At 73.4% G+C, this 20,347-nt stretch carries 17 protein-coding genes and 3 pseudogenes; 9 read left to right on the top strand and 11 right to left on the bottom strand.

The features are described from left to right. Positions 1 to 92: 92 nt before the first annotated feature. Entirely contained in the window at positions 93 to 710 is a 618-nt protein-coding gene (locus FMEAI12_RS31920; protein WP_235014912.1) for a CBS domain-containing protein, read from the top strand. Next, complete coding sequence (ppsA, locus tag FMEAI12_RS31925) at positions 707 to 3,139, top strand: phosphoenolpyruvate synthase (RefSeq protein WP_112108923.1); 2,433 nt, start codon at positions 707 to 709, stop codon at positions 3,137 to 3,139. Before FMEAI12_RS31920 ends, ppsA begins: the two co-directional genes overlap by 4 nt. 53 nt (positions 3,140 to 3,192) lie before the next feature. On the opposite strand, the gene FMEAI12_RS31930 is transcribed toward ppsA, so the two are convergent. Beyond that, positions 3,193 to 4,476, bottom strand: a complete 1,284-nt coding sequence (locus tag FMEAI12_RS31930) for an acetyl-CoA hydrolase/transferase family protein (protein ID WP_112108924.1) — start codon at positions 4,474 to 4,476, stop codon at positions 3,193 to 3,195. 203 nt (positions 4,477 to 4,679) lie between these two features. On the opposite strand from FMEAI12_RS31930, the gene FMEAI12_RS31935 reads away from it, so the two are divergent. The 4 genes from FMEAI12_RS31935 to FMEAI12_RS31950 all read left to right on the top strand — a co-directional run bounded on the left by FMEAI12_RS31935 (position 4,680) and on the right by FMEAI12_RS31950 (position 7,856). Next, a complete protein-coding gene (locus FMEAI12_RS31935; protein ID WP_112108925.1) occupies positions 4,680 to 5,858 on the top strand; it encodes a universal stress protein in 1,179 nt (392 codons plus the stop codon). Beyond that, positions 5,806 to 6,138, top strand: a complete 333-nt coding sequence (locus FMEAI12_RS31940; protein WP_131626247.1) for a hypothetical protein — start codon at positions 5,806 to 5,808, stop codon at positions 6,136 to 6,138. The genes FMEAI12_RS31935 and FMEAI12_RS31940 overlap by 53 nt, the downstream gene beginning before the upstream one ends. Positions 6,139 to 6,140: 2 nt before the next feature. Further along, on the top strand, positions 6,141 to 6,860 hold the full coding sequence (locus FMEAI12_RS31945) for a hypothetical protein (RefSeq protein WP_112108927.1): 720 nt from the start codon (positions 6,141 to 6,143) through the stop codon (positions 6,858 to 6,860). Between the two features lie 78 nt (positions 6,861 to 6,938). Continuing rightward, complete coding sequence (locus FMEAI12_RS31950) at positions 6,939 to 7,856, top strand: universal stress protein (RefSeq protein ID WP_112108928.1); 918 nt, start codon at positions 6,939 to 6,941, stop codon at positions 7,854 to 7,856. Here FMEAI12_RS31950 and FMEAI12_RS31955 read toward each other — a convergent pair. From FMEAI12_RS31955 to FMEAI12_RS31990, 8 genes and pseudogenes are all read right to left on the bottom strand, one after another. Beyond that, the gene (locus tag FMEAI12_RS31955; protein WP_112108929.1) at positions 7,850 to 8,122 is read right to left on the bottom strand and encodes a hypothetical protein; all 273 of its coding nucleotides are present in this window, start codon (positions 8,120 to 8,122) and stop codon (positions 7,850 to 7,852) included. The two genes, FMEAI12_RS31950 and FMEAI12_RS31955, sit on opposite strands and share 7 nt — an antisense overlap. A gap of 49 nt (positions 8,123 to 8,171) precedes the next feature. After that, a pseudogene (locus FMEAI12_RS39560) lies at positions 8,172 to 8,992 on the bottom strand (cation transporting ATPase C-terminal domain-containing protein); the annotation flags it as partial. Positions 8,993 to 9,055: 63 nt separating this feature from the next. Beyond that, a pseudogene (locus FMEAI12_RS40325) lies at positions 9,056 to 9,184 on the bottom strand (hypothetical protein); the annotation flags it as partial. After that, positions 9,139 to 10,017, bottom strand: a complete 879-nt coding sequence (locus FMEAI12_RS31970) for a universal stress protein (RefSeq protein ID WP_116430191.1) — start codon at positions 10,015 to 10,017, stop codon at positions 9,139 to 9,141. The pseudogene FMEAI12_RS40325 and the gene FMEAI12_RS31970, both read right to left, overlap by 46 nt. Positions 10,018 to 10,183: 166 nt before the next feature. Further along, positions 10,184 to 10,993 carry a CBS domain-containing protein gene (locus tag FMEAI12_RS31975; RefSeq protein ID WP_112108938.1) on the bottom strand — a complete coding sequence of 270 codons (810 nt, stop codon included), beginning with the start codon at positions 10,991 to 10,993 and terminating at the stop codon, positions 10,184 to 10,186. Positions 10,994 to 11,138: 145 nt separating this feature from the next. Further along, positions 11,139 to 11,738, bottom strand: a complete 600-nt coding sequence (locus FMEAI12_RS31980; protein WP_146776817.1) for an HPP family protein — start codon at positions 11,736 to 11,738, stop codon at positions 11,139 to 11,141. A gap of 179 nt (positions 11,739 to 11,917) precedes the next feature. Then, positions 11,918 to 13,735: a GAF domain-containing protein gene (locus FMEAI12_RS31985; protein ID WP_112108939.1), complete on the bottom strand. Its 1,818-nt coding sequence runs from the start codon at positions 13,733 to 13,735 to the stop codon at positions 11,918 to 11,920. Between the two features lie 190 nt (positions 13,736 to 13,925). After that, complete coding sequence (locus tag FMEAI12_RS31990; RefSeq protein ID WP_112108930.1) at positions 13,926 to 15,410, bottom strand: hypothetical protein; 1,485 nt, start codon at positions 15,408 to 15,410, stop codon at positions 13,926 to 13,928. A 374-nt stretch (positions 15,411 to 15,784) separates the two neighbouring features. On the opposite strand from FMEAI12_RS31990, the gene FMEAI12_RS31995 reads away from it, so the two are divergent. Beyond that, positions 15,785 to 16,618, top strand: coding sequence for a PP2C family protein-serine/threonine phosphatase (locus FMEAI12_RS31995; RefSeq protein ID WP_235014914.1), 834 nt, complete (start codon positions 15,785 to 15,787; stop codon positions 16,616 to 16,618). Positions 16,619 to 16,673: 55 nt separating this feature from the next. On the opposite strand, the gene FMEAI12_RS32000 is transcribed toward FMEAI12_RS31995, so the two are convergent. Continuing rightward, on the bottom strand, positions 16,674 to 18,344 hold the full coding sequence (locus FMEAI12_RS32000) for a SulP family inorganic anion transporter (RefSeq protein ID WP_112108932.1): 1,671 nt from the start codon (positions 18,342 to 18,344) through the stop codon (positions 16,674 to 16,676). A gap of 65 nt (positions 18,345 to 18,409) precedes the next feature. Then, on the bottom strand, positions 18,410 to 19,099 hold the full coding sequence (locus tag FMEAI12_RS32005; protein WP_112108933.1) for a DUF4389 domain-containing protein: 690 nt from the start codon (positions 19,097 to 19,099) through the stop codon (positions 18,410 to 18,412). 269 nt (positions 19,100 to 19,368) lie between these two features. Between FMEAI12_RS32005 and FMEAI12_RS32010 the strand changes: the two genes are divergently transcribed. Continuing rightward, entirely contained in the window at positions 19,369 to 20,076 is a 708-nt protein-coding gene (locus tag FMEAI12_RS32010) for a CBS domain-containing protein (RefSeq protein WP_112108934.1), read from the top strand. 49 nt (positions 20,077 to 20,125) lie between these two features. Then, a pseudogene (locus tag FMEAI12_RS38890) lies at positions 20,126 to 20,347 on the top strand (DNA-binding response regulator); the annotation flags it as partial.

Here is a 20,347-nt window from a genome sequence, read left to right on the forward strand (position 1 = left end):
GCCGCCGGATGGGCCGAACGCGGATCCATCCGGCATCGCCGGGCGGGCTGATTCTTTCTGGAAGGGCGGCGGTTATGCGTGCCGGAGAACTGATGACGCGCAAGCTCAGCATCGTGACACCCGACGTGCCGGTGAAGGACGTCGCGCGGCTGCTCGCACTGCGGGGGGTCGGCGCCGCACCGGTGGTGTCGCCTCAGGGCGAGCTGGTCGGCATCGTGACGGAGGCGGATTTCATCGCGCTGGAGGCTCGGCCTGACTTGAGGCTGCACGCCCGCCGTGACCGCAGTCCGCGGCCGGCCGCACCGGGCACTGTCGGCGAGGTGATGTCGTCGCCGGTCGTCACGGCCGGGGTCGACGCCGACATCGCGGACATCGTCGGCGTCATGCTGGCCGAGCACATCTCGCGTGTGCCGATCCTGGACGAAGCGGGAACGCTGGTCGGCATCATCAGCCGCAGCGATCTGCTCCGGCTGCTCGCCCGCCCGGACCGGCTGGTCGCCGAGGACGTCCGCGGTGCGGTGGAGGCGGCCGGGGTGCGCGGTTCGCCGCGGATCGAGGTGCTGCACGGGCGGGTCCGGATCTCGGACGTCGACACCTCGGATCCCGCGCTGCTGCGGCGACTCGTGCGCGACGTCCCCGGGGTGCTGGGCCTGGAGATCGCCCAACCGGTCGGTGCGGCCGGAGCGAGCGGCAGGGAGGACGAGCTGTGAGCGAGCGTCGGTGGATCGCGTGGTTCAAGGAGATCGGCGCGGACGACGTCGACCAGGCCGGGGGCAAGGGCGCGAACCTCGGAGAGCTGACCCGCGCCGGGCTGCCCGTGCCACCGGGATTCGTGATCACGGTGTCCGCGTACCTGGACGTCGTCGACGCGGCCTGGATGCGCTCGGAGATCGCCGCCCGTGCCGCGGGCATCGACCCTGACGACCACGCGCAGCTCGAACAGGTCGCCGGGGAGTTGCGGGCGCACATCGTCGCGGCGCCCGTCCCGGAGGCGCTGCGCCGCGCGATCTCGGAGGCGTACCGGGAACTGGGCGGCGGCTCGGTGGCGGTGCGGTCGTCGGCGACGGCCGAGGACGCGGCCGGCACGTCCTTCGCGGGCATGAACAGCACGTTCACCAACGTCTCCGGCGAAAAGGAACTCCTCGCGCGGGTTCGTGAATGCTGGGCCTCGCTGTACGGGCCGCGAGCCGTCGCCTACCGGGCCAGCCGCCACATGGTGGCCGAACCGGAGATCGCGGTCGTGGTCCAGCGGATGGTCGACGCGGAGCGGTCGGGCGTGATGTTCTCGGCCGACCCGACGACCGGTGACAGGTCCCGCATCGTGATCGAAGCGGCCTTCGGGCTCGGCGAGGTCGTCGTCGGCGGCGAGGTCATCCCGGACACCTACGTCGTGGACAAGGACGGCCCGCGGCTGGTCGACGTCCGGACCGGCGCGCAGACCCATCAGATCATCCGTGGCGCCGACGGCCACGACCTGCTCGTGAACCTGCTTCCGACGGAGGGACGCCACCGGATTCTCACCGAGGACGAGATACTGGACCTGGCGCGGCTGGCTCTGCGCGTCGAGGCGCACTACGGCGAGCCGCAGGACGTCGAATGGGTGATCGAGGGGCACCGGACACATCTCGTGCAGTCCCGCCCCGTCACGACCGGCGGGGCGGCACCGGTCACGACCGCACCCCGGCCCACGAGAATCGAGTCGTCCGAGAGGACCGGCCCGTCCGAGATGACGGGCAGGAGCGAGCCCTCCGACACCGTGCTGCTCACCGGCCTCGGGGGCGCGCCGGGACGGGCGGCCGGCCGGGTCCGCGTTCTCACCTCACCCGGCGATGGCGCGGCGTTCGTGACCGGGGAGGTCCTGGTCGCCGCGATGACCTCCCCGGACTGGGTGCCCGTCATCCGCCGCGCCGCCGCGGTGGTCACCGACAGCGGCGGGGTGACCTGCCATGCCGCGATCGTCGCCCGCGAGCTGGGCGTGCCCTGCGTGGTCGGGACGAGCAGCGCGACATCCACGCTGCGCACCGGCGACACGGTCGTCGTCGACGGCAGCCGCGGGGTGGTCGAGAAGGATGCGGACATATGGGAGACCCCGCGAGTGCTGGCCAACCCGGGGCGAGCCATGGTGAAGACCATCCCGTCACCCACGGTCGCGATCGAGGTCACGCCCGTCGTCCCGGCGGGCCAGGCGCCGAACCCGGTGGTTCCGGTGGCTGTCGAGCCGACCGCCACCAGGCTCTATGTGAATCTTGCCGTCGCCGACCACGTGGAGCAGGTCGCGGCACTGCCTGTCGCGGGCGTGGGCCTGCTGCGGGCGGAGCTCCTCCTGGTCGACGCGCTTTGTGGGACGCATCCCCGCCATCTGCTGGAGCAGGGCGGCCGCGCGGAGTTCGTGGAACGGATGGCCGCCTCCGTCGAGCGGATCACCCGCGCGTTCGCGCCCCGGCCGGTGATCTACCGGGCGACGGACTTCCGCACCAACGAGTTCCGCGGGCTTACCGGTGGCGACCGTTTCGAACCGGTCGAGGCGAACCCGATGATCGGCTACCGGGGCTGCTTCCGCTACGTCCGTGATCCCGCCGTGTTCGACGCCGAGCTGGAGGTGCTGGCCGTCGTGCGGGAACGCACGCCGAACCTGCACCTGATGATTCCGTTCGTGCGGACCGGCTGGGAGCTCGAGGCCTGCCTGAGGGCGGTGGACGCCAGTCCGCTCGGTGACCATCGGGACATGCTCCGCTGGGTGATGGCCGAGGTGCCCTCGGCCGCCTACTGGATCCCCGCCTACGCCCGGCTCGGGATCGACGGGGTCTCGATCGGCTCCAACGACCTGACCCAGCTCGTGCTCGGTGTCGACCGGGACTCCGAGACCTGCGCCGAGCTGTTCGACGAGGCGGACCCGGCGGTGCTCGACACCATCGCCCGCATCATCACGGCATGCCGGGAGAACGGTCTCACCTCGTCGCTGTGCGGGCAGGCTCCCTCGACCAGGCCCGACTACGCCGAGCGGCTCGTCGAGCTCGGCATCACCTCGGTCTCGGTCGATCCAGACGCGGTGGGTGCCGCGGCGTGGTCGATCGCCGCCGCGGAGCGCCGCATCCTCCTCGACGCGGCCCGGACCGGGATGGCGTCAGGGCGGGGCTGACCTCGGAGGCCAGCGGTGATCGCGGGCCCGGGGAAGCGATGCGAGCGGGGGGATCAGGCCGGCAGCTCCGATCCTTCCGCCCGCCCGGCATCCCTTCCGTCCATGTGCCCTTCCGCCCCGGCTTCCCGCAGGCCGGGGCGAGCCGCCGGGTGCGCGACGTGCTCGATGAGGTCGCGGGCCTGCTGCTCCTGCGCGCTGCCCCACAGCTGCGCGGTGCCGTGCTCGCTGATGACGTGGCTGTGCTGGAAACTTGTGGTCGGCTCGGCCAGCGCCCGGACGACCGTCGACCGGCCGGTCTTGCTGTGCCAGCTGGGCAGGGCGATGATCGCTCGTCCGCCGGTGGCGTGCAGTGCTCCGGTGACGAAGTCGGGCTGCCCGCCGAAGCCCGACCACACGCGCCCGCGTACGAACGAGGCGTTGGCCTGGGCGTGCAGGTCGATCTGCAGCGCGGTGTTGATCGACGTCATCCGGGGCTGGCGGGCGATGGTCCCGGGGTCGTTGACGGTCTCGGTGCGCAGCAGCCGGACCCGGGAGTTGCGGTCGAGCCAGGTGTACAGCTCGCCTGAGCCGAACACGAAGCTGGTGACCAGCTCAGCGTCCGCGGCCAGGGCACCAGAGCGGTCGAGCGCCAGCACGCCGTCGGAGAACATCTCCGTCCACACCCGCAGGCGTCGTCGCCCGGTGAGCGCCGCGAGAGTGGCGTCGGGGACGGCGCCGATGCCCAGCTGCAGGGTCGCGCCGTCGGGCACCAGCGCGGCGACCCGGGCGCCGATCTCGCGGTGGATGTCGCTCGTCTGCCTGAAGACGGGGCTGGCCAGCGGTATGTCGACCTCCAGGGCGAGGTCCACCTCGTCGCAGGAGAGCTCACCGTCACCGAAGGTGTAGGGCATCCGGGAGTTGGTCTGGGCGATGACCAGACCACCGGAGCTCCGGACGGCCTCGACGGCGGCCGGCAGGATGTTGACCTCGGTGCCCATCGACACCTTCCCGTCAACTGGCCGGCTGGTGTGCAGGATGACGGCGTCGGGGCGGTGCGCGCTGGTGAACAGCCGGGGGACCATGCTCAGCCGGCAGGGCAGGTACTCCAGCGCGCGGTGTCCCCGCATCCCGGGGCCGACGAACGGCGTCACCGGCGTTACACCGGGCCGTTCCGGGACGCCGTGCTGGGCGTTGAGGACGAATAGACGGTACGCGGGCAGCGCGCGGTCGAGCGCGCCCACCGCGACGGTCGGAGCGGCGAAGTTGCCCGCCGCGACGATCAGTGGCGGTCGGTCCGGTCGGTCCGCCAGCCGAGCGGCGAGCAGGTCCACGAGCACTGGCTCACTCACGATCCGCATGTCCGCATCGTCCCGGGTGCCCCGAGCGGCCCGGCCGGCGGGTCGGCTGGCGGGTCGGTCGGCCGTGGTGGTCCAGGGACGTCCGTTCCCCGCCAGGAGTCCTTGGTCATGTCCGGTGCAGTACGGAAAGGCCGGATCTGCTGGGCGTGAAGGGGAAGACGTGTTGTGTACGGATTTTCCGGAGGCCGGTGGGGAGGGCTGAGATGACCGAGATCGTCGTCGGTGTGGATGCTTCGGCCACGTCGGTGTCCGCCCTGCGCTGGGCGCTGACGGAGGCCCGTCTGCGCCGCATCGGGGTGCGGGCGGTCCTGGCCTGGTCCGGGGGTGGCCTTCCGGCGGCCCTCGGTCCCGTGGGGGTGCCGTCCACACCCGCGGATCTCGAGGCGGCCGCCGCGGCCATGCTCCACCGGGCCGTCGTGGAGGCCGTCGACGGCCTTGCCGCGGGCGACCGGGTCAGGGTGACGGAGTCGACCGTGCGGGATCTTCCCGCGCGCGCCCTGGTCAGGGAATCCACCGCGGCACGGATGCTGGTCGTGGGGGCGTCGGCGGCGAGCCGTCACCGCCGGGCGGCCACCGGTTCGCTGGCCGAGGTGTGTGTCCGAGAGGCCCGGGTCCCGGTGGTGATCACCCATCACGACGCCACTCCCGGTTCGACCGGCCGTGTGTTCGCCGCCCCGCTGGAGCGGATGGCTCCGGACGCCGGTTCCGCCGTCGCCGTGGCCTCCCGGGACCGACTGCCGGTGCTGGTCGGGGTGGACGGTTCCGCTCCCTCGCTGGCAGCGGTTCGCTGGGCGACGCGGGACGCGTGCCTGCGGGGGGTGCCGTTGGTGATGGCGAACGTCCGCCCGCACTGGCCGCGGGTCCCCGGCAGTTTCCCGGGGAGCTGGCGGGCCAGCCGCGACGGCCGGATCACCGAGGAGATCCTGGACTACTGCGCCGCCGAGAGCCGGCGGGCCTGCGCCGAGGTCACGCTGCTCCCACTCGCCGTCGACGGCGTGCCGGCCGCGAGTCTGCTCAGGCTCGCACGGGATGCGCAGATCCTGGTCGTCGGAGGCAGGGATGCCTCGATGTTCAGCCCTCGGCCGCTGCGGGCGCCCGGCCGGGACGCCGTGATCCACGCTCCCTGCCCGGTGGTGATCGTCCGGCCGGAGCGGACCGGGTGCACCACCCCCGGGGGCTGCGCCGACGAAGGAGGTAACGATCATGACTGCCGTTCGTTTCGAGGTTCCGAAGGTCACGGCCAGGCGGATTCCCACGCGGCCCGCCGAGCTGGCAGTCGAGGCGGCCGGCCCGCCCCCTGCCGGGGGCGCGGCCACGGAGCCGCTTCCCGTGGCGGTACGGCGCTCACCCGTCGACCTGACGGCGGTGGCGGTCGTCGGTGAGATCGCCGTCGGCGCCGTGGCCGTCGCGTGGCAGCTGGCGCGCCGGCAGCCGGCGCCGCACGCCAACGTCCAGATGGGTCCCGGCGGCTGGGTCAGCCTGCGGGGCGGTCGGGTCCGGCTGACCGGCCACGGCCGCCGGGCCGGGCACCGCGGGCAGGATCACCACTGGTCACATCTCGGCGTCGGCGCCGCGCCGCGCCGCCGTCACACCTGCCGGCGCCACCGGATGGCCGGTCAGGCCCGCCGGCTGTCCTGGCGGCCGCCGACCGGGAGGTCGTAGCCATGAACCGACTGACGCAGAGCCCGCCGGCACGACGTGGGATGGGCCGTCGACGGGTCGGGACACTGGCGCTGGCGGCCGGTGTGCTGGCGCTCGGGCTGGCAGGCTGCGGCGGAGCGGACGACGGGGGCACCGCCGGGCGAACCGCCTCGGCACCACCGGTGACCACGACCGCCGGCACACCGTCGGCGAGCGTCGCAGCCAGGCCCACCGGGTCGCCCCGCGGCGGCCCGGCGCCGACGCCGGCGACGCCGTCCCGCCTGCCCACGACCCCGGGCGAACCCGCGTGGTCGAGTGAGCCGCGCCGCGTCGAGCATGCGCTGCCCGGCACGGCGACGGTCGTCGCGGTGCGCGGCGCGCACAACGTCGCCGGCGGGCTGGAGTTCGACCGGCTGGTGATCGAGTTCCGGGATCGCGTTCCCGGCTACGACGTGCGGTACGTGGCCGATGTGCGATCGCCGGGAGAGGGTGCGGTGGTCCCGCTGCGCGGACAGGCGTTCCTCGAACTGGTGCTGTTCCCCGCGGCGGCCCACGACGACGCCGGGACGTCGACGCTGACCACCCCGCGGACCGGTGGTGGGCTGCCCGCGCTCGTCCAGTACCGGCTGACCGGTGACTACGAGGGCTACGTCCACTTCGGCCTCGGCGTCGACGACAGGGTCGGCTTCCGGGTGCTCGAACTGTCGGATCCGGCCCGTCTGGTGATCGACCTCGCGGCCTGAGCGCCGCGTCCCCGGCCGGCCGTCGCGGTGGCGGGCGGCCGCGCCGGGGTGAGGCCGCCCGCCTGAGGGAGGTGGCACATGACAAAGGGCGAGATCGTGGTCGGGCTCGACGGATCACCGGAGGCCGAACAGGCCCTGCGTTGGGCCGTGCGCGAGGCCGGCCTGCGGCAGACGGGGGTGCGCGCGGTCCTGGCCTGGGCCGCGGCCGGCCCGGCCTCGGACGGGTCGCGGCCGCCGCCGGCGACCTCCCCCGAGCACCCGCGGTGGACGGCGCAGTGGATCGTCAACGACGTCCTGGGACGGGTGCGCGGGGACGAGCCGGCGGCCCGCATCGTCGGCCGGACCGTCTTCGGGCCCGCGGTGCGGATGCTGCTGGCGGAGTCGGCGGGCGCGGACATGTTTGTCCTCGGCGCCCACGGAACCGGTCGGACCGCGCCGATGCTGACCGGGTCGGTCAGTCTCGCCTGCGCGCACGGCGCGGAGGTCCCGGTGGTCGTGGTCCGAGGCTCCGCCGCCAGGTGGGAGGGCGGACCGGTCGTCGTCGGCGTGGACGGTTCGCCGGCCTCCCTCGACGCGCTCGACTGGGCGGTGCGCGAGGCGGAGCTGCGGGCGGCCCGGCTGCGGGTCGTCCACGTGTGGACCCCGCCCCCGACGTCGGCCGACGGCCCTCCGCCCGGTGCCGACGCGCTTCACCGCGCCGCCCGCGGCGTGCTCGACGAGGCCGTGCGCCCGTATCTCGCCCGTGCCCGCGCGGGCACGGGCGTGGAACCCGTGCTGATCAGCAGCGGGGTGAGTCGTGCGCTGATCGACGAGGCCGCGCGGGCACAGCTGCTCGTGCTGGGAGCACGGGGCCGGGGTGGTTTCGACGGGCTCCTGCTCGGCTCCACCGGTTCGCAGTGCGTCTCCTACGCGGACAGCCCGGTCGTCATCGTGCGCCGTTCCGCCCAGCCGCGGAGCCCGACGGACCCGTCGTCGGGCGGTCCGGCGGGTCAGTGAACGGGCGAGAAGTACGAGCCCGGATCGTTGAGCGGCATCCCGGCGCGGTCGTAGACCGACGTGCCGAGGGCCCGTAGCCGCTCCGACGACGCGCGGAGATGATGCGCGCAGAGGAGGATCTCCTGCTCCGGCCGCCCGTCCTGGGCCGGCACCACCACCTGTGCGACAGGCGCGCTCGGGCAGCAGCACGAGCGTGCGGCCGGTCCGATCGGTGGGCGCGGGCTGGCCGCCGGCCCGGGCGGGGTGGCCTGGGCGGCGGGGATCATGTCTGTCCGTGGTGACCGGGAGGAGCGCCTGCCCCCGAGGAGACTCATGTCACCAAGATGCCCTTCCGGCCCGTGCCGGACGACCGACTGAGGTCCCGTCCGGGTGGGCCGCTCCGCCTGCCGTGCGCGCCCGGCGGCGCCACGCGCGCCAGAGCTCGTCGGTGCCCCAGACGATGGCCGGCAGCGGGAGCAGCCTGTTGGTGAACAGCCCGACGGCGCGCAGCAGCATCACCGGCCGGATCACGCCCTCGCTCCGCGGCCTCGGCGGGCGGTCCATCAGCCCCGGCTCGGCGGCTCCCGCCCCAGCGCCAGCGCCGGCAGCGTCTCGGTGCCCAGGTCGATCATGAGGATCTGCAGGACGGTCAGCGGCAGCGGCACAGCACCGCCGGACAGCGCGAAGACCAGGAACGGGACGACCTCCGGAACGGCATGGGCAAAGATATAGACAATAAATTTCCGAACGTTGTCGTAAACCTGGCGGCCGGCCCGGACGGCGCCGACGATCGTGGCGAAGTTGTCGTCCGTGAGCACCATCGTGGACGCCTCCCGGGCCACGTCCGTGCCCGAGCGTCCCATCGCCACCCCGATGTCGGCACGGCGCAGGGCGGGCGCGTCGTTGTAGCCGCTCAGCAGCCGCGTGTCGGCCGGAATCCGATCGCCCTCACCGATCAGGATCAGATCGCCGGGGACGATCTCGCGTACGTCGATGTCACGCGCCTCGCCGTCCCGGACCGCCGTCGCATGGGGCGGCATGTAGGCGGCCAGCGCCTCCACCGCGCGTTCGGCGTGCCGTTCCTGGACGAAGGCGACCGCGGCGTTGAGCAGCACCACCGCGACGATCGCCGCGGCGAGCACAGTACCGCCGGACACCGGCGACAGCAGTGCCGCCAGCCACAGCAGGAGGGCCAGCGGGTGGAGGAGCTGGCGGCCGATCTCACCCGGCCAGGTGCGGCCCCCACGCCGCGACAGCTCGTTGGGCCCCGCGGCGACGAGCCGGCGGGCGGCCTCCCGGCCGCTCAGCCGTGGATGACGGCCACGGGGCAGGCGGCGTGCAGCACGCACTGGTGGGCGGTGGAGCCGAGCACCAGTTCGGCGAAGCCACCGCGTCCGCGTGTGCCGACCACGACGAGCTGCGCGTGGGCCGAGGCGTTCAGCAGGGCGCGGGTCGGGGTGTCGTCGACCGCCTGCAGGCTGACCTCGACATCGGACTCGTCGTCGATGTCGGCCGTCGCGATGTCGGTGAGGAGCTGCTCGGCGCCGGCGCGGAGCGAGGGGTAGAAGTCGTCCAGGGGCACGCCCAACGTGGTGATGTTGCTGTGGTAGCCGTGCACGATGTGCAGCGGGACGCCGCGCTCGGCAGCATTGGCCTCGGCCCAGCGAACCGCGGCCTGCGAGGGGGCCGAGCCGTCCACCCCGACCACGATCGGCCGCTGGTCGGGCAGGTCGTCGGTGGCGGTGCCGCGGACGACGACCACCGGTCCGGAGCAGTGGTGTAGGAACCGCTGGGCGACGGAACCGGCCAGGATGCGGTGGGCCAGGCCCGGGCTCCGGGCCCCGATCACGGTCAGCGAGGCGTTCTTCGCCTCGGCGACGAGCGCGTCCACCGGGTCCTGGTCGACGACGAGCCTGCGCAGCTCGATCGGCAGGTCGGGCATCGGCACCCGCTCGATCGTCCGGTCGAGCATCTCGGTGGCGGCGGCTGCGAGCCCCTTGTAGTCGGCGGTGGCCGCGGCCTGGTAGACCGGCCGCGGCAGGCCGTCGGCCGTCCAGCCCAGCAGGGCGGTGACGGGCCGGTGCTCGATTCGCGCCGTCTCCAGGGCCCAGCGCAACGCGGCCTCCGATCCCGCGGAGCCATCGATTCCAACGAGGATCGTCCGGGTGCTTTCGGTGCTCACGGTGGCCTCCTGCATCTGTCGACCGCCCGATCGGGTGGGCCCGATGGGGCTGGTCCCAGCGTGCGGCAGAGACGGGTGCATCCGAACCGGCGAAGGTCGGTGGCCCGACCGGACCTTTGGCCCGCGGGCAGGCCGCCCATTCGCTCCGTTGACGGGCCGCGGATTTTTATCGGGCGCCGCTGGGGGCGGGCTCGCCGTGGTGGCGTATCTCCGCGTCCGGTCCGGGATAGATGAAGCTGACGTGACCGGTGTCGGACCAGCGCACCGCGAACGGCGGGTCGCCCGCGGGCGAGCGGACCTCGAAGATCTCCCCGGTCCGGTCCGGTTGCCGGGTGGCACCGCGGTGCACGACCAGCGTGTCGCCGGGAGCGGCGCGCATCTGCCTGCGCCGCGGCGGAAGCTCGGGCACCGCGCTGGGTTCCGTCTCGACGCCGGCGGCGGCGGAGGCGCGCGCGGCAGCCGCTGGCGCGGCAGCCGCTGGCGCGGCAGCCGCTGGCGTGGCGGGCTCGGCCGGCGGCGCCGTGGATGTGGGCTCCGGCGGACCGGCCTCGTGGCGCGGCGTGAGCACCTCGTCGGCCAGCGGGTGGACGAGGTCCGCGACCTGGCGTTCGTTACGGATGAGCAGGTCGTCGACGGAGACGAGACCGACGACCCGGCGGCCCTCCATCACCGGGAGCCGGCGGAACGCATGGTCGCGGAACACCCGGTAGGCGCGCTCGACGTCGACGCCGGCGGGAATCGTGATCACCTCGGTCGTCATGAGCGCGTCGATCCGGCCGTCAGGGGAGACACCGCGCGCGACACCGCGTAGGACGATGTCGCGATCGGTGACGATCCCGACCAGGTTGTTGTCGTCCTCCACGACGAGGAGTGCTCCCACCCCCTGGCGCTCCATCTCGCGGGCCGCGTCGCGGATCGAGGTGCCGCTGTCCACGGTGACCGGTTGCCTGGTGATCGTGCTGCGTATGTCGGTCATGTTCACCGCCTCTGCCTGGTGGGGGCAGCCGCCGCGTCCTCTGCCGATCAGTGGGGTGGATGGTGCCTCCCCCGCCACATCGGACGCCGACGGTCACGAGTGGTGCTCATACGTGTGCTTTCGGTGTGCCCGCTGCTCGGGATGGTCACCCCACGCCGTGCTCAGGCGGGCACGGTGACGCCGCCGAGAACACGGGCACGAGGCGGAAGAGCATCGGGTTGGGCAGCGCCGCCTCCGTGCCGGGCCGCCGTGGGTGGCGGCGGCCGGCCAGCGCGTCGACCAGATCGGCCGTCGTGAGTATTCCGGCGAGGTTGTCGGATTCGTCCAGGACGCAGACGGCGTCGATGTGCCGGGACGCCATGAAGTCGGCGACGGAGCGGACGGTCTGGTCGGCGTGGACCTGGGGTGGTTCGCGGTCGAGGAGTTCGCTGACGGTGCGAAGCCGCGGGCCGAGCGGGCCGGCGACCGACTCGGAGACCAGGCGCCGGTCGTCCAGCATGCCGACCAGCCTGGATCCCTCGACGACCGGCAGGTGGTGTACGCCGGCCTGGGCCATGACCTCCCAGGCGAGGATCACGTCGTCGTCCGGTGCCACCACCATGACGCCGGTTGTCATGATCTCTCCCGCGCGCACGTCCGCCACCCGCGCCTGGGTGGGTCCTGTGCCGGATGGTGCGTGGGCCGGGGCCGTGCCGGCCGCCTCGGCGGGCTCCGGGCGGCCCGCCGCACTGTTCCGAGTCGCCAATGTCCTCGTCCTCTCTGCCTCGTCCCTGCCTCGTCCTGTACCCGTCGCTGGTCCGCCGGACCGCGCTCGGGCATGGCGACCTCCTGGCGGAGGAGAGAAGGAACTCGTTGCCGCGGTCTCGCCGGGCCGGCGGTTCAGCGCGCCGTGCCCGGGCCATCGGGCGGCGCGTGCCGACGGGGTCAGAGAGGGGCGGTCCAGCGGAGGTGGGTGCCGCCCGCGGGCGGCACCGTGGCGGTGAAGGTGCCGCCGAGGCTCTCGGCGCGGGCGCGCAGGTTGTCCAGGCCGCTGCGGCGGGTGGTGTCACCGATGCCGACCCCGTTGTCGACGGCGTCCAGGGTGACCATGTCCCCGTCCACGGCCAGCCGCACCTCGACGCTGGTCGCGTGGGCGTGGCGGGCGGTGTTCGTGAGGGCCTCGCGGGTGACGGCGAGCAGATGGTCGGTGAGCTGGTCGTCCGCGACGGTGTCGAGGGGACCGGTCAGGGAGATCGCGGGGGCGAACCCGAGGGCCGGCCGAACGTCCTCCGCGATCTTGTCGAGGGCGGTGCGGAGACGGCCGCGCTTGGTGGGGCCCTGCCCGCGCAGCTCGAAGATGGAACGACGGATGTCCTTGATGGTCGCGTCGATGTCCTCGACGTAGCCGTTGAGCCGGTCGGCGTTGGAGGGGTTCTCGTACTGGGCGAGATCCTGCATGCCGAGCGCGACGGCGAACATCCGCTGGATGACGTGGTCGTGCAGGTCACGGGCGATCCGGCCGCGGTCGGCGAGGACCCGCAGGTGCTCCTGGTCGGCTCGGGCCCGGGCGAGCTCGAGGGCGACGGCGATGTGGCCGGCGAAGCTTGTCGCCATGTCGAGGTCGCCGTCGGTGAAGGCGCGGGCGCCGCGGTCGCGGCCGATGAGCAGCGCTCCGCCGCACTGGTCGCCGCCGGCGACGAGCGGGACGACCATGAGCGGCCCAGTGCGTGCCGCGCGCTCGTCGGGGAGCGCGTCGAGCTCCGCGTCGTCGACGCGAAGACCCTGCTGCTCGGCGATCACCCGGCCGGTCAGAGTGTGCGCGAGGGGGATCAGGCGGCCGGCGCGGCCGGCATCGGTGCCCAGACCGGCGTGGGCCGGGCCGTCCGGTGCGGCGGTGCTGTCGGTCCCCGCGGCCGAGCCGGTACCGTCACGCCCCGTGACGGCGACGGCGACGCGCGCGTACTCGCCCCCGTTTCCCCTTCCCCCGCGTTCGGCGTTCCCGGCACCCTTGCTCGGGTCGCCTCCGTCCGCAGTGCCCTGGTTCGTGGTGTGCAGCGCGAGGGCGACGAAGGGGGCGTCGGCGACCTCCTGCACCCGGTGCACGAGGGTGGCGAGCGCGTTGTCGGCGCCGACCATCACCTGGCGGCTGATCTCCGCCGAGGCGGTCATCCACAGGTGTCGCTGCTGCGACTCGTGGTAGAGCCGCGCGTTCTCGATGGCCACCCCGGCGTTGGCGGCCAGGGCCAGGGCGAGCTCCTCGTCCTCCGCGGTGAAGGGGACGCCGTCGCGTTTGTCGGTGAGGTAGAGATTGCCGAACACCTCGCCCCGCACCGTGATCGGGACACCGAGGAAGGTCCGCATCGGCGGATGCCCGGCCGGGAAGCCCTGGGAAGCCGGGTCATGGGCGATGTCGTCGGCGCGGCGTGGCCGAGGGTCGTCGATCAGGATGCCGAGCAGGCCGTGGCCGGTGGGTAGCTGGCCGATCCGCTCCACGTCCGCGTCGGTCATGCCGACGTGGACGAACTCCTCGAGGGTGCGGTCGGGGGCGACGACGCCGAGTGCGCCGTAGCGGGCACCCAGCAGATCCGTTGCGGCCTCGACGATGTGCCGGAGCAGGACGGGCAGCCGCAGGTCGGTGGCGATGACCCGGTTCGCCTGCAGCAGGCCGCGCAGCCGGCCCTGGGTGGCGAGGACGTCCTGGGCGCGGTCGACGAGTTGGCTGAGCAGGTCGTCGAGTTCCAGCCGGGCCACCGTGGGGAACATCAGCCCGTCGCCGGCGGGCAGCCCGGTGGGCGCCGGTCCGCCCGGCGCCGGGCGTGGGGACTCCCTGGCCGACGGTTCGGCCGCCGGTGTCCCGCCCGACCGGTGCGAGGTCGAGAGCTCGGATCCTGCCGCCACGCGAGCACGATACGCGAGGTGCGACTTTCGGGGTGCGGGTTACACGATCGCCGTCTCATCCCGCCGCCCGTCGCGCCGCCCGCAGGGTGGCGTCGGGTGCCGGCGCGTCGCGGAGGGTCTTCGCCTCGGGCCAGGGGTCGGTGCCGGCCGGCTCGTCGGTGCGCCCGGCACCCGGCCGGGTGCCGGGCCGTGGGGCCAGGGCCGGTCGGGTGCCGGGCCGGCGGTACCCCGGATGCGCGCACCGAAGCTGGACGAGGTCCGCCGCGGTGGCGTCGGCGAGTGCCGCGGCGCGGTCCCGGTCGCGGCGCAGGGTCCACGGCGCGTCGAGGACGACGGTCTCACCGCGCTCGGCCGCGATGCCCGCGCGCCGCAGCAGCTCGTCGTAGCCGAGGTCGGTGGTGCGGCCGGTCGCGTCGTCCGGCCCGCTACCGGTGGTCTCGGCGCGCAGCAGCGTCCATCCCTCCGCGTCGGCGAGGTCGGCGGCCAGCTCGCTGCGTCCCGACTCGCGGGTCCCGCCGACGAGAACGAGCCGCACCCGCCCGTGGCGCAGGTTCGTGAGGGCCAGTGAGGCCAGGGCCCGTGCCTCGGCGCCGGCGGCTCTGTCACCCTGGGCGTGCCGGGTGCAGGCGACCTTGCAGCGCACGAACGCCCGGTACGCGACGTAGAGGTTCTCCAGCGACCTGGGATGGCTTTCGGCGGAGTACTCGCGGTAACGATCCAGGAAGAACGCGGCGAGATCCGGACGCCCGAGACGTTCGAGGTCCATCGCGAGGAACGCGACGTCGGCGAGGACGTCGCCGACCCGCAGGCGCTGGTCGAACTCGAGGCAGTCCAGGACGCGGGGGCCGTCGTCGAGGCAGTAGATGTCGTCGGCGAGCAGGTCGCCATGCCCGTCGCGGATGAGCTCGCGGTGCTGCCGCTCGCGCAGCAGGGGCTGGCGACCGTCCAGGTAGCGCCCGGCGAGCCGGCCGATGGCGTCGATCGTGCTGGCGTCGAGGACGGAATCCAGGTAGGGCTGGACGCCTCGGATGCCCTCGTCCCACAGCCCGCGCAGCGTGGCGGGCGAGCCGGCGTCGGTGATCTGGGCCGAGGTGTCGCAGCGGGTGTGGAAGTCGGCGAGCAGGCGGGCAACGGCCCGCAGCTCCCCGCAGACGTCCCCGCCGGCGGTGACCAGTGCGGACAGCCGCCGGGCGGCCGGCAGGCGGCGCATGACGACCATGTGGTCGCAGGCGTTGCCGTCGGGGCCGATCACGTCGGCGACGCCGAGATAGACGTCCGGCGCCAGCCGCCGGTTGAGGTCCACCTCGGCGTGGCAGGCCGCCTGGCGTGCCTCTCGGGTGCGGAAGTCCAGGAAACCGAGGTCGGCCGGCTTCTTGGTCTTGTACACCCGGTCACCCAGGAAGACCAGTACGGACGTGTGCGTCTCGACCAGCCGGGCCGGTGCCGGCGTCGGCGCCGGCGTGCCGCCGAGACCAGACCGGACGCGCGCCGATGGCGCCGCCGAGGCGGGAACCGTGTTCGCGACTGTCGTCACACCCATGCCTCAACCCTGCCCCCGGGATGCTCCGGGTACAGCGTTCTCGAGTAGCCCGGCCGGGGTGCGAAGGTCCCGGGGGCGGTGGGACCAACGGGGAAGCCCGGGATTGGCCGTCGGTGCCGCGGTGAGCCGCCTGACCTGGCGGGTTCCCGCCCGGGGCCCGACCTCCCGGCACCCCCGTTCGGGGGACGTTCCCCCGGCTCCGCCCTGCCGAAAGTCCCTTTCACCGGTTCGGCGCGATGCCGATTCTGGGAGCGCGTCGCCTCCAGGTGCATCCAGATCGGGGCGGTCGCGGGCCCTGCGGAGATCGGTCTCCCGGGCCCGACCGTGCCGGTCACCTGATGCGGGGACCGGCAGCGGATACCGGAGGTGGGCACGTGAACGACATCAGAGCGTCCTGGCGGATCAGCCCGTCACGGCCGGGTGCGATGTGCGGCGACTGGATCGACGTCGCGCGGCTCGCGGACGGGCGGCTGGCGGTCAGCATGGGCGACGCCGCCGGTCACGGCGACCAGGCGGCGGCGCTGGCTCTGGTGCTGCGCCGGCTGCTACGCGACCGGCTCCTCGACGGCGCCGATCCGGGCCAGGCTCTCGGCGGTGCCCTCGCCGAAGTGGCCGAACTCGGCGACATGGGCGAGATGTACGCCACCGCGTTCGTCGCCGTCGCCGCCGCGGACGGCACGGTGACCTACGCGAACGCCGGCCACCCGGCGCCCATCGTCCTGCGCTCCCGGGGCCCGTGGGATCGGGGGCGTACCGCCCCCGGTCACCACGGGGCGAGCCGGTCGCTCGGGCCCACCGGCCCGCTCCTGTCGGATCTCTTCGCCGGTGCCGCGATCTGGTCGAACCGGACGCTGCGGCTCGCCCCAGGTGAGTCGTTGTTCCTGTACACCGACGGCCTCACCGAGGCGCGGAACTCGGCGGGCGTCGAGTTCGGACCCGACCGGCTGGTGGACGCCGGCTGGCGGCAGACCGGGAGCAGCACGCCGGGCCGGGGCCGCCGCCCCTCCGCGGTGTCCGGTGTCCTCGAGCGCATGTTCGCCGAGGTCGCCGCGTTCACTCAGCGAGCGCCCGATGATCGTTCCGCGCTGGTGCTCGCGTGCGTCCCGGAGGTCGACGGCCACGATGGCGACCGTGCGCTCGGTGATTCCGGCCGGCTCGGTGACATCATCCGGCGCGGTGCGGCCGCTGAGCAGTGCGGCGTGGGCTGACGCCGCCGCGGGACCCGGTCGGACAGCGCCGGCCGGTGGCGTGCGCCGGTCGTGATCAGGGGAGCCTGTCGCCCGTGCGCAGGCGGTGTGCCGCCGTGGTCGCCCGCATGGTGGGGAAGATCATGTCGGGTCCGACGCTCGCGGTGAGCCCGTACGAGGTGAGGTCGTCGAGCAGCTCGTGTTTGACATGGGCCAGGCCGAAGGCGATGCCCCGCCTGGTCACCTCGGCACGCAGATCCTCCAGCGCGTCGAGAGCCGTGATGTCGACCTCGACGATGGCCTCCATGTTGAGGACGAACCAGTCGATGTCGTCGGCGCACGCGTCGAGGGCGGCGACCGCCCGGCGGCGGAAGTTCTCCGCGTTGGCGAAGAAGAGAGGCGAGTCGTACCGGTAGGCGAGCAGCCCGGGAACGGTGTGCGCGTTCGGGTAGTCGTCCACGTCGTGCATGCCGTCCAGGCCGGGGACCCGTCCCAGTACCGCGTCGTGCGGTCGGGCGACCCGGGCGAGCAGGTCCAGCAGCGATACGCCGATGGCCACCAGGACCCCGTAGAGGATGTCGAACACCAGGACGCCGACGGCGGCGGTGAGCGCGAGCGTGAGCTCGCTGCGCCGGAACGAGGCCAGCCGGCGGAACCCCGCGATGTCGACCAGGCGGACCGCCGCGAAGATGATGATCGCGCCGAGCGTCGCTACCGGGAACATCGCCAGCGCCGGGCGTCCGAATCCCAGGACCAGGACGACCGCGCCCAGGGCGACCAGGGAGTAGGCCTGCGTGTGCGCGCCGCTGGACGCGGCGAGCGCGGTGCGGCTCCCGCTGCTGCTGACCGGGAAGCCCTGGCCGATCCCCGCTCCGAGGTTCGCCGCCCCCAGCGCGAACAGCTCCCGGTTGGCGTCGACCGCGTGGCCGTCGCGTCCGGCGAAGGCACGCGCGGTGAGCATGTTGTCGGTGAACCCGACGAAGAGGATGCCGAGCGCGGACGGTGCGACGTCGACGAGGTCGGCGCCCGTGGGCATCGTCAGGTGCGGAAGCCCGCCGTCGATGTCACCGACCACGCGGACGCCGTGCGTGTCGAGGCCGAAGGCCCATACCGCGAGCGTCGCGACCATGATCACAAGTAGTGGGCTCGGCAGCCGGGGCGCGCGCCAGTGCAGCACGACGAGCAGGACAAGGGACGCGGTCGACACGACGAGGGTTCCACCGTGCAGGTGGTGCACCGCGCCGGCGAACGAGCGGAGCTCGCCGAACAGGCTTCCGCCCTCGACCGGGACACCGGTCACCTTCTCCAGCTGGCCGACGATCATGATGACCGCGACCCCGGCGAGGTAGCCGACGAGGATCGGCCGGGAGAGCAGGTGCGCGATGATGCCGAGCCGCGCGAAGCCGGCGGCGATCGCGAGAACCCCGACCGCGGCGGCGAGGGCGGCGGCGAGGGCGGCGTACCGCGACGGATCACCGTCTGCCAGCGGGGCGACGGCGGCCGCGGTCATCAGCGCGGTGGTCGACTCCGGCCCGACCGAGAGCAGCCTCGACGACCCGAGGATCGCGTAGGCGACGACGGCGGGGGCGATCGCCCACAGGCCCGCCACCGGCGCCACACCCGCGAGTGCGCCGTAGGCCATCACCTGGGGAATCAGGTATGCCGCGACCGTCAGGCCGCTCGCGGCGTCCCCCCGCGCCCACCGTCGGGAGTAACGGGGCAGGCGCGGGAGGCGCAGGTGGTCCACGGGAGCACGTCACTCCTGGTCGCTGTCGGGTGTGGTCCCGAGCGGCCCGGTGATCCGGACGACTCTCACACCGCGGGGTTCGGGGCAGGCTGGTCCTGAGGTTCCGGTTCGGCGCCGCCGGAGTCGAGCCGGAACGGGGGGTACTCGTCGGTCATCAGGGCGGCGTAGGCGCCGACCCGGATCACCCAGCGGTTGAGCCCGACAACAAGATCGTAGAGGGCTCGCGGGTAGCTGCCGGTCGCCGCGAGAGTGATCGCCGCGATGAGCGCGAGCAGGCCGATCAGGCCGCCGCCCGTTCCCGCGGTCAGCAGGGCGTTGTGGCTGAGCGTCGTGCCGCCGACGAGGAACCCCACGACCAGATAGTGCGGGATGAGCAGCAGCCACCACTTGACGAGCACCAGACCGCGGGAGAGCTGGGCCGGATACGGGATCGTGAGGTGAGCCGGGTAGTCGGGCTCCTCGCCGAGGGAGAACGGCGGATAGCGGTCCGTCGCCAGCGCGCTGTAGGAGTAGTAGGACACCCGCCAGGACCAGCGCAGCACCCCCGTGTTGAAGTTGAAGATCGCCCGCGGGTAGCGGCCGGTGAACAGGATCGCCACACCGGCGACGGCCGTCAGGACGACGAACGCCACCCAGAGGAAGAACAGCACCACGTAGTGCGGGATGGCGAGGAACCACTTGACCAGCCAGAGCCAGCGCGAGAGCGGCTCGTCGAGGCGGGCATTCACTTTGATCGGGTATGGGCGGTCGTACATCACACACCCCGCTGCCGCGTTCCGGTGCTGGGAGAAGGGCCGGCCGGGGTGGTCGGGGCTCCCGCATCGGTTGCGCTGCTCGGTTCGGTTCGTCTGGTCTGTCGGGGAAGTGGTTCCCGGATCACGGGCCGAACTCAGCGACCTTCGGCAGGGATGTCGGGGGCCGCAGGTCCTGTGCCTTTCGGGAGCGACGTCCGCTCTGGCCGCCCCTGGAAGTGAGCATGCTCCCCCGTGCGGTTCGCCGCAGGCGTTGGCAGGAGGAGGCCCCCATGACGGGTGAGATCACGTTCCGGGCGCCGGTGACGGTGCCGGCCCCGACCCCGATCCGGGAAGCCGCGGAGCTGATGGACCGGGCCGGTGTCGGATCGCTGCTGGTGGTCGACGAGGGGCGCCTGGCGGGCATCGTGACGGACCGGGACCTGGCGTTGCGGGCCGTCGCCCGCGCCGTCCCGCTCGACGCCCGGATCGACGCCGTCATGACCTGCGGCGTCGTGACAGTCGGGCCTTCCGCGGGATGGGAGGAGATCACCCGGGTCTTCGCCGAGCACGCGATCCGCCGGCTCGTGGTGACCGACGGGGACACCATCGTCGGGGTTGTCGCGCTCGACGACCTGCTCGCCGCCGCGGCCGATCCGCACACCGCGGCGACCGGCCCGCGGAACGCGGCGCTCGGAGCCGTCGCCGCAGCGGAGATCGGGCATCCTCACCATGAGGGGGGCCTGCCCCTGCCGCTCGACGCGCTGCGCCCGCGGCCCCGGACCCTCAGCCGGTGGCAGGCCCGGGTGGGCGACGCCGTCGTCGTCCGTGCCGCCGTCGGGAACGGCCCGAAGCGGGACGGGGAGATCCTCGAGGTCGCGACGCCTGCCGGCGATCCCCCCTTCCTGGTCCGCTGGTCGGACGGCAGACTGAGCTACATCCACCCGGGCCCGGACGCGCGGATCCACCACTACGGTGAGCCGGTGGGCAGCGCCCGCTGACGGGCGGTCCAGGCGGGCGGCGGTCACCCGACCAGCGGTCGCGGTGTGAATGGCCGGCTGGGCGCGAGGGCCGCCGCCGCGCCCGTTGGTCCTGGCGGGCGTAAGCCGATTGGCGAGGCGACTCCGAGGCCGTATCGTCGCGCTCATGGAGAAGATCCGGGTGTTCGTTCTCGATGACCACGAGATCGTGCGTAATGGTCTGCGTCAGACGCTCGCCCGGCATGACGATATCGAGGTCGTCGGAGAGGCCGGGCTGGCCGCGGAGGCGTTG

The sequence above is a fragment of the Parafrankia sp. Ea1.12 genome, assembly GCF_900465275.1.
Taxonomy (GTDB): Bacteria; Actinomycetota; Actinomycetes; order Frankiales; family Frankiaceae; genus Parafrankia; species Parafrankia soli.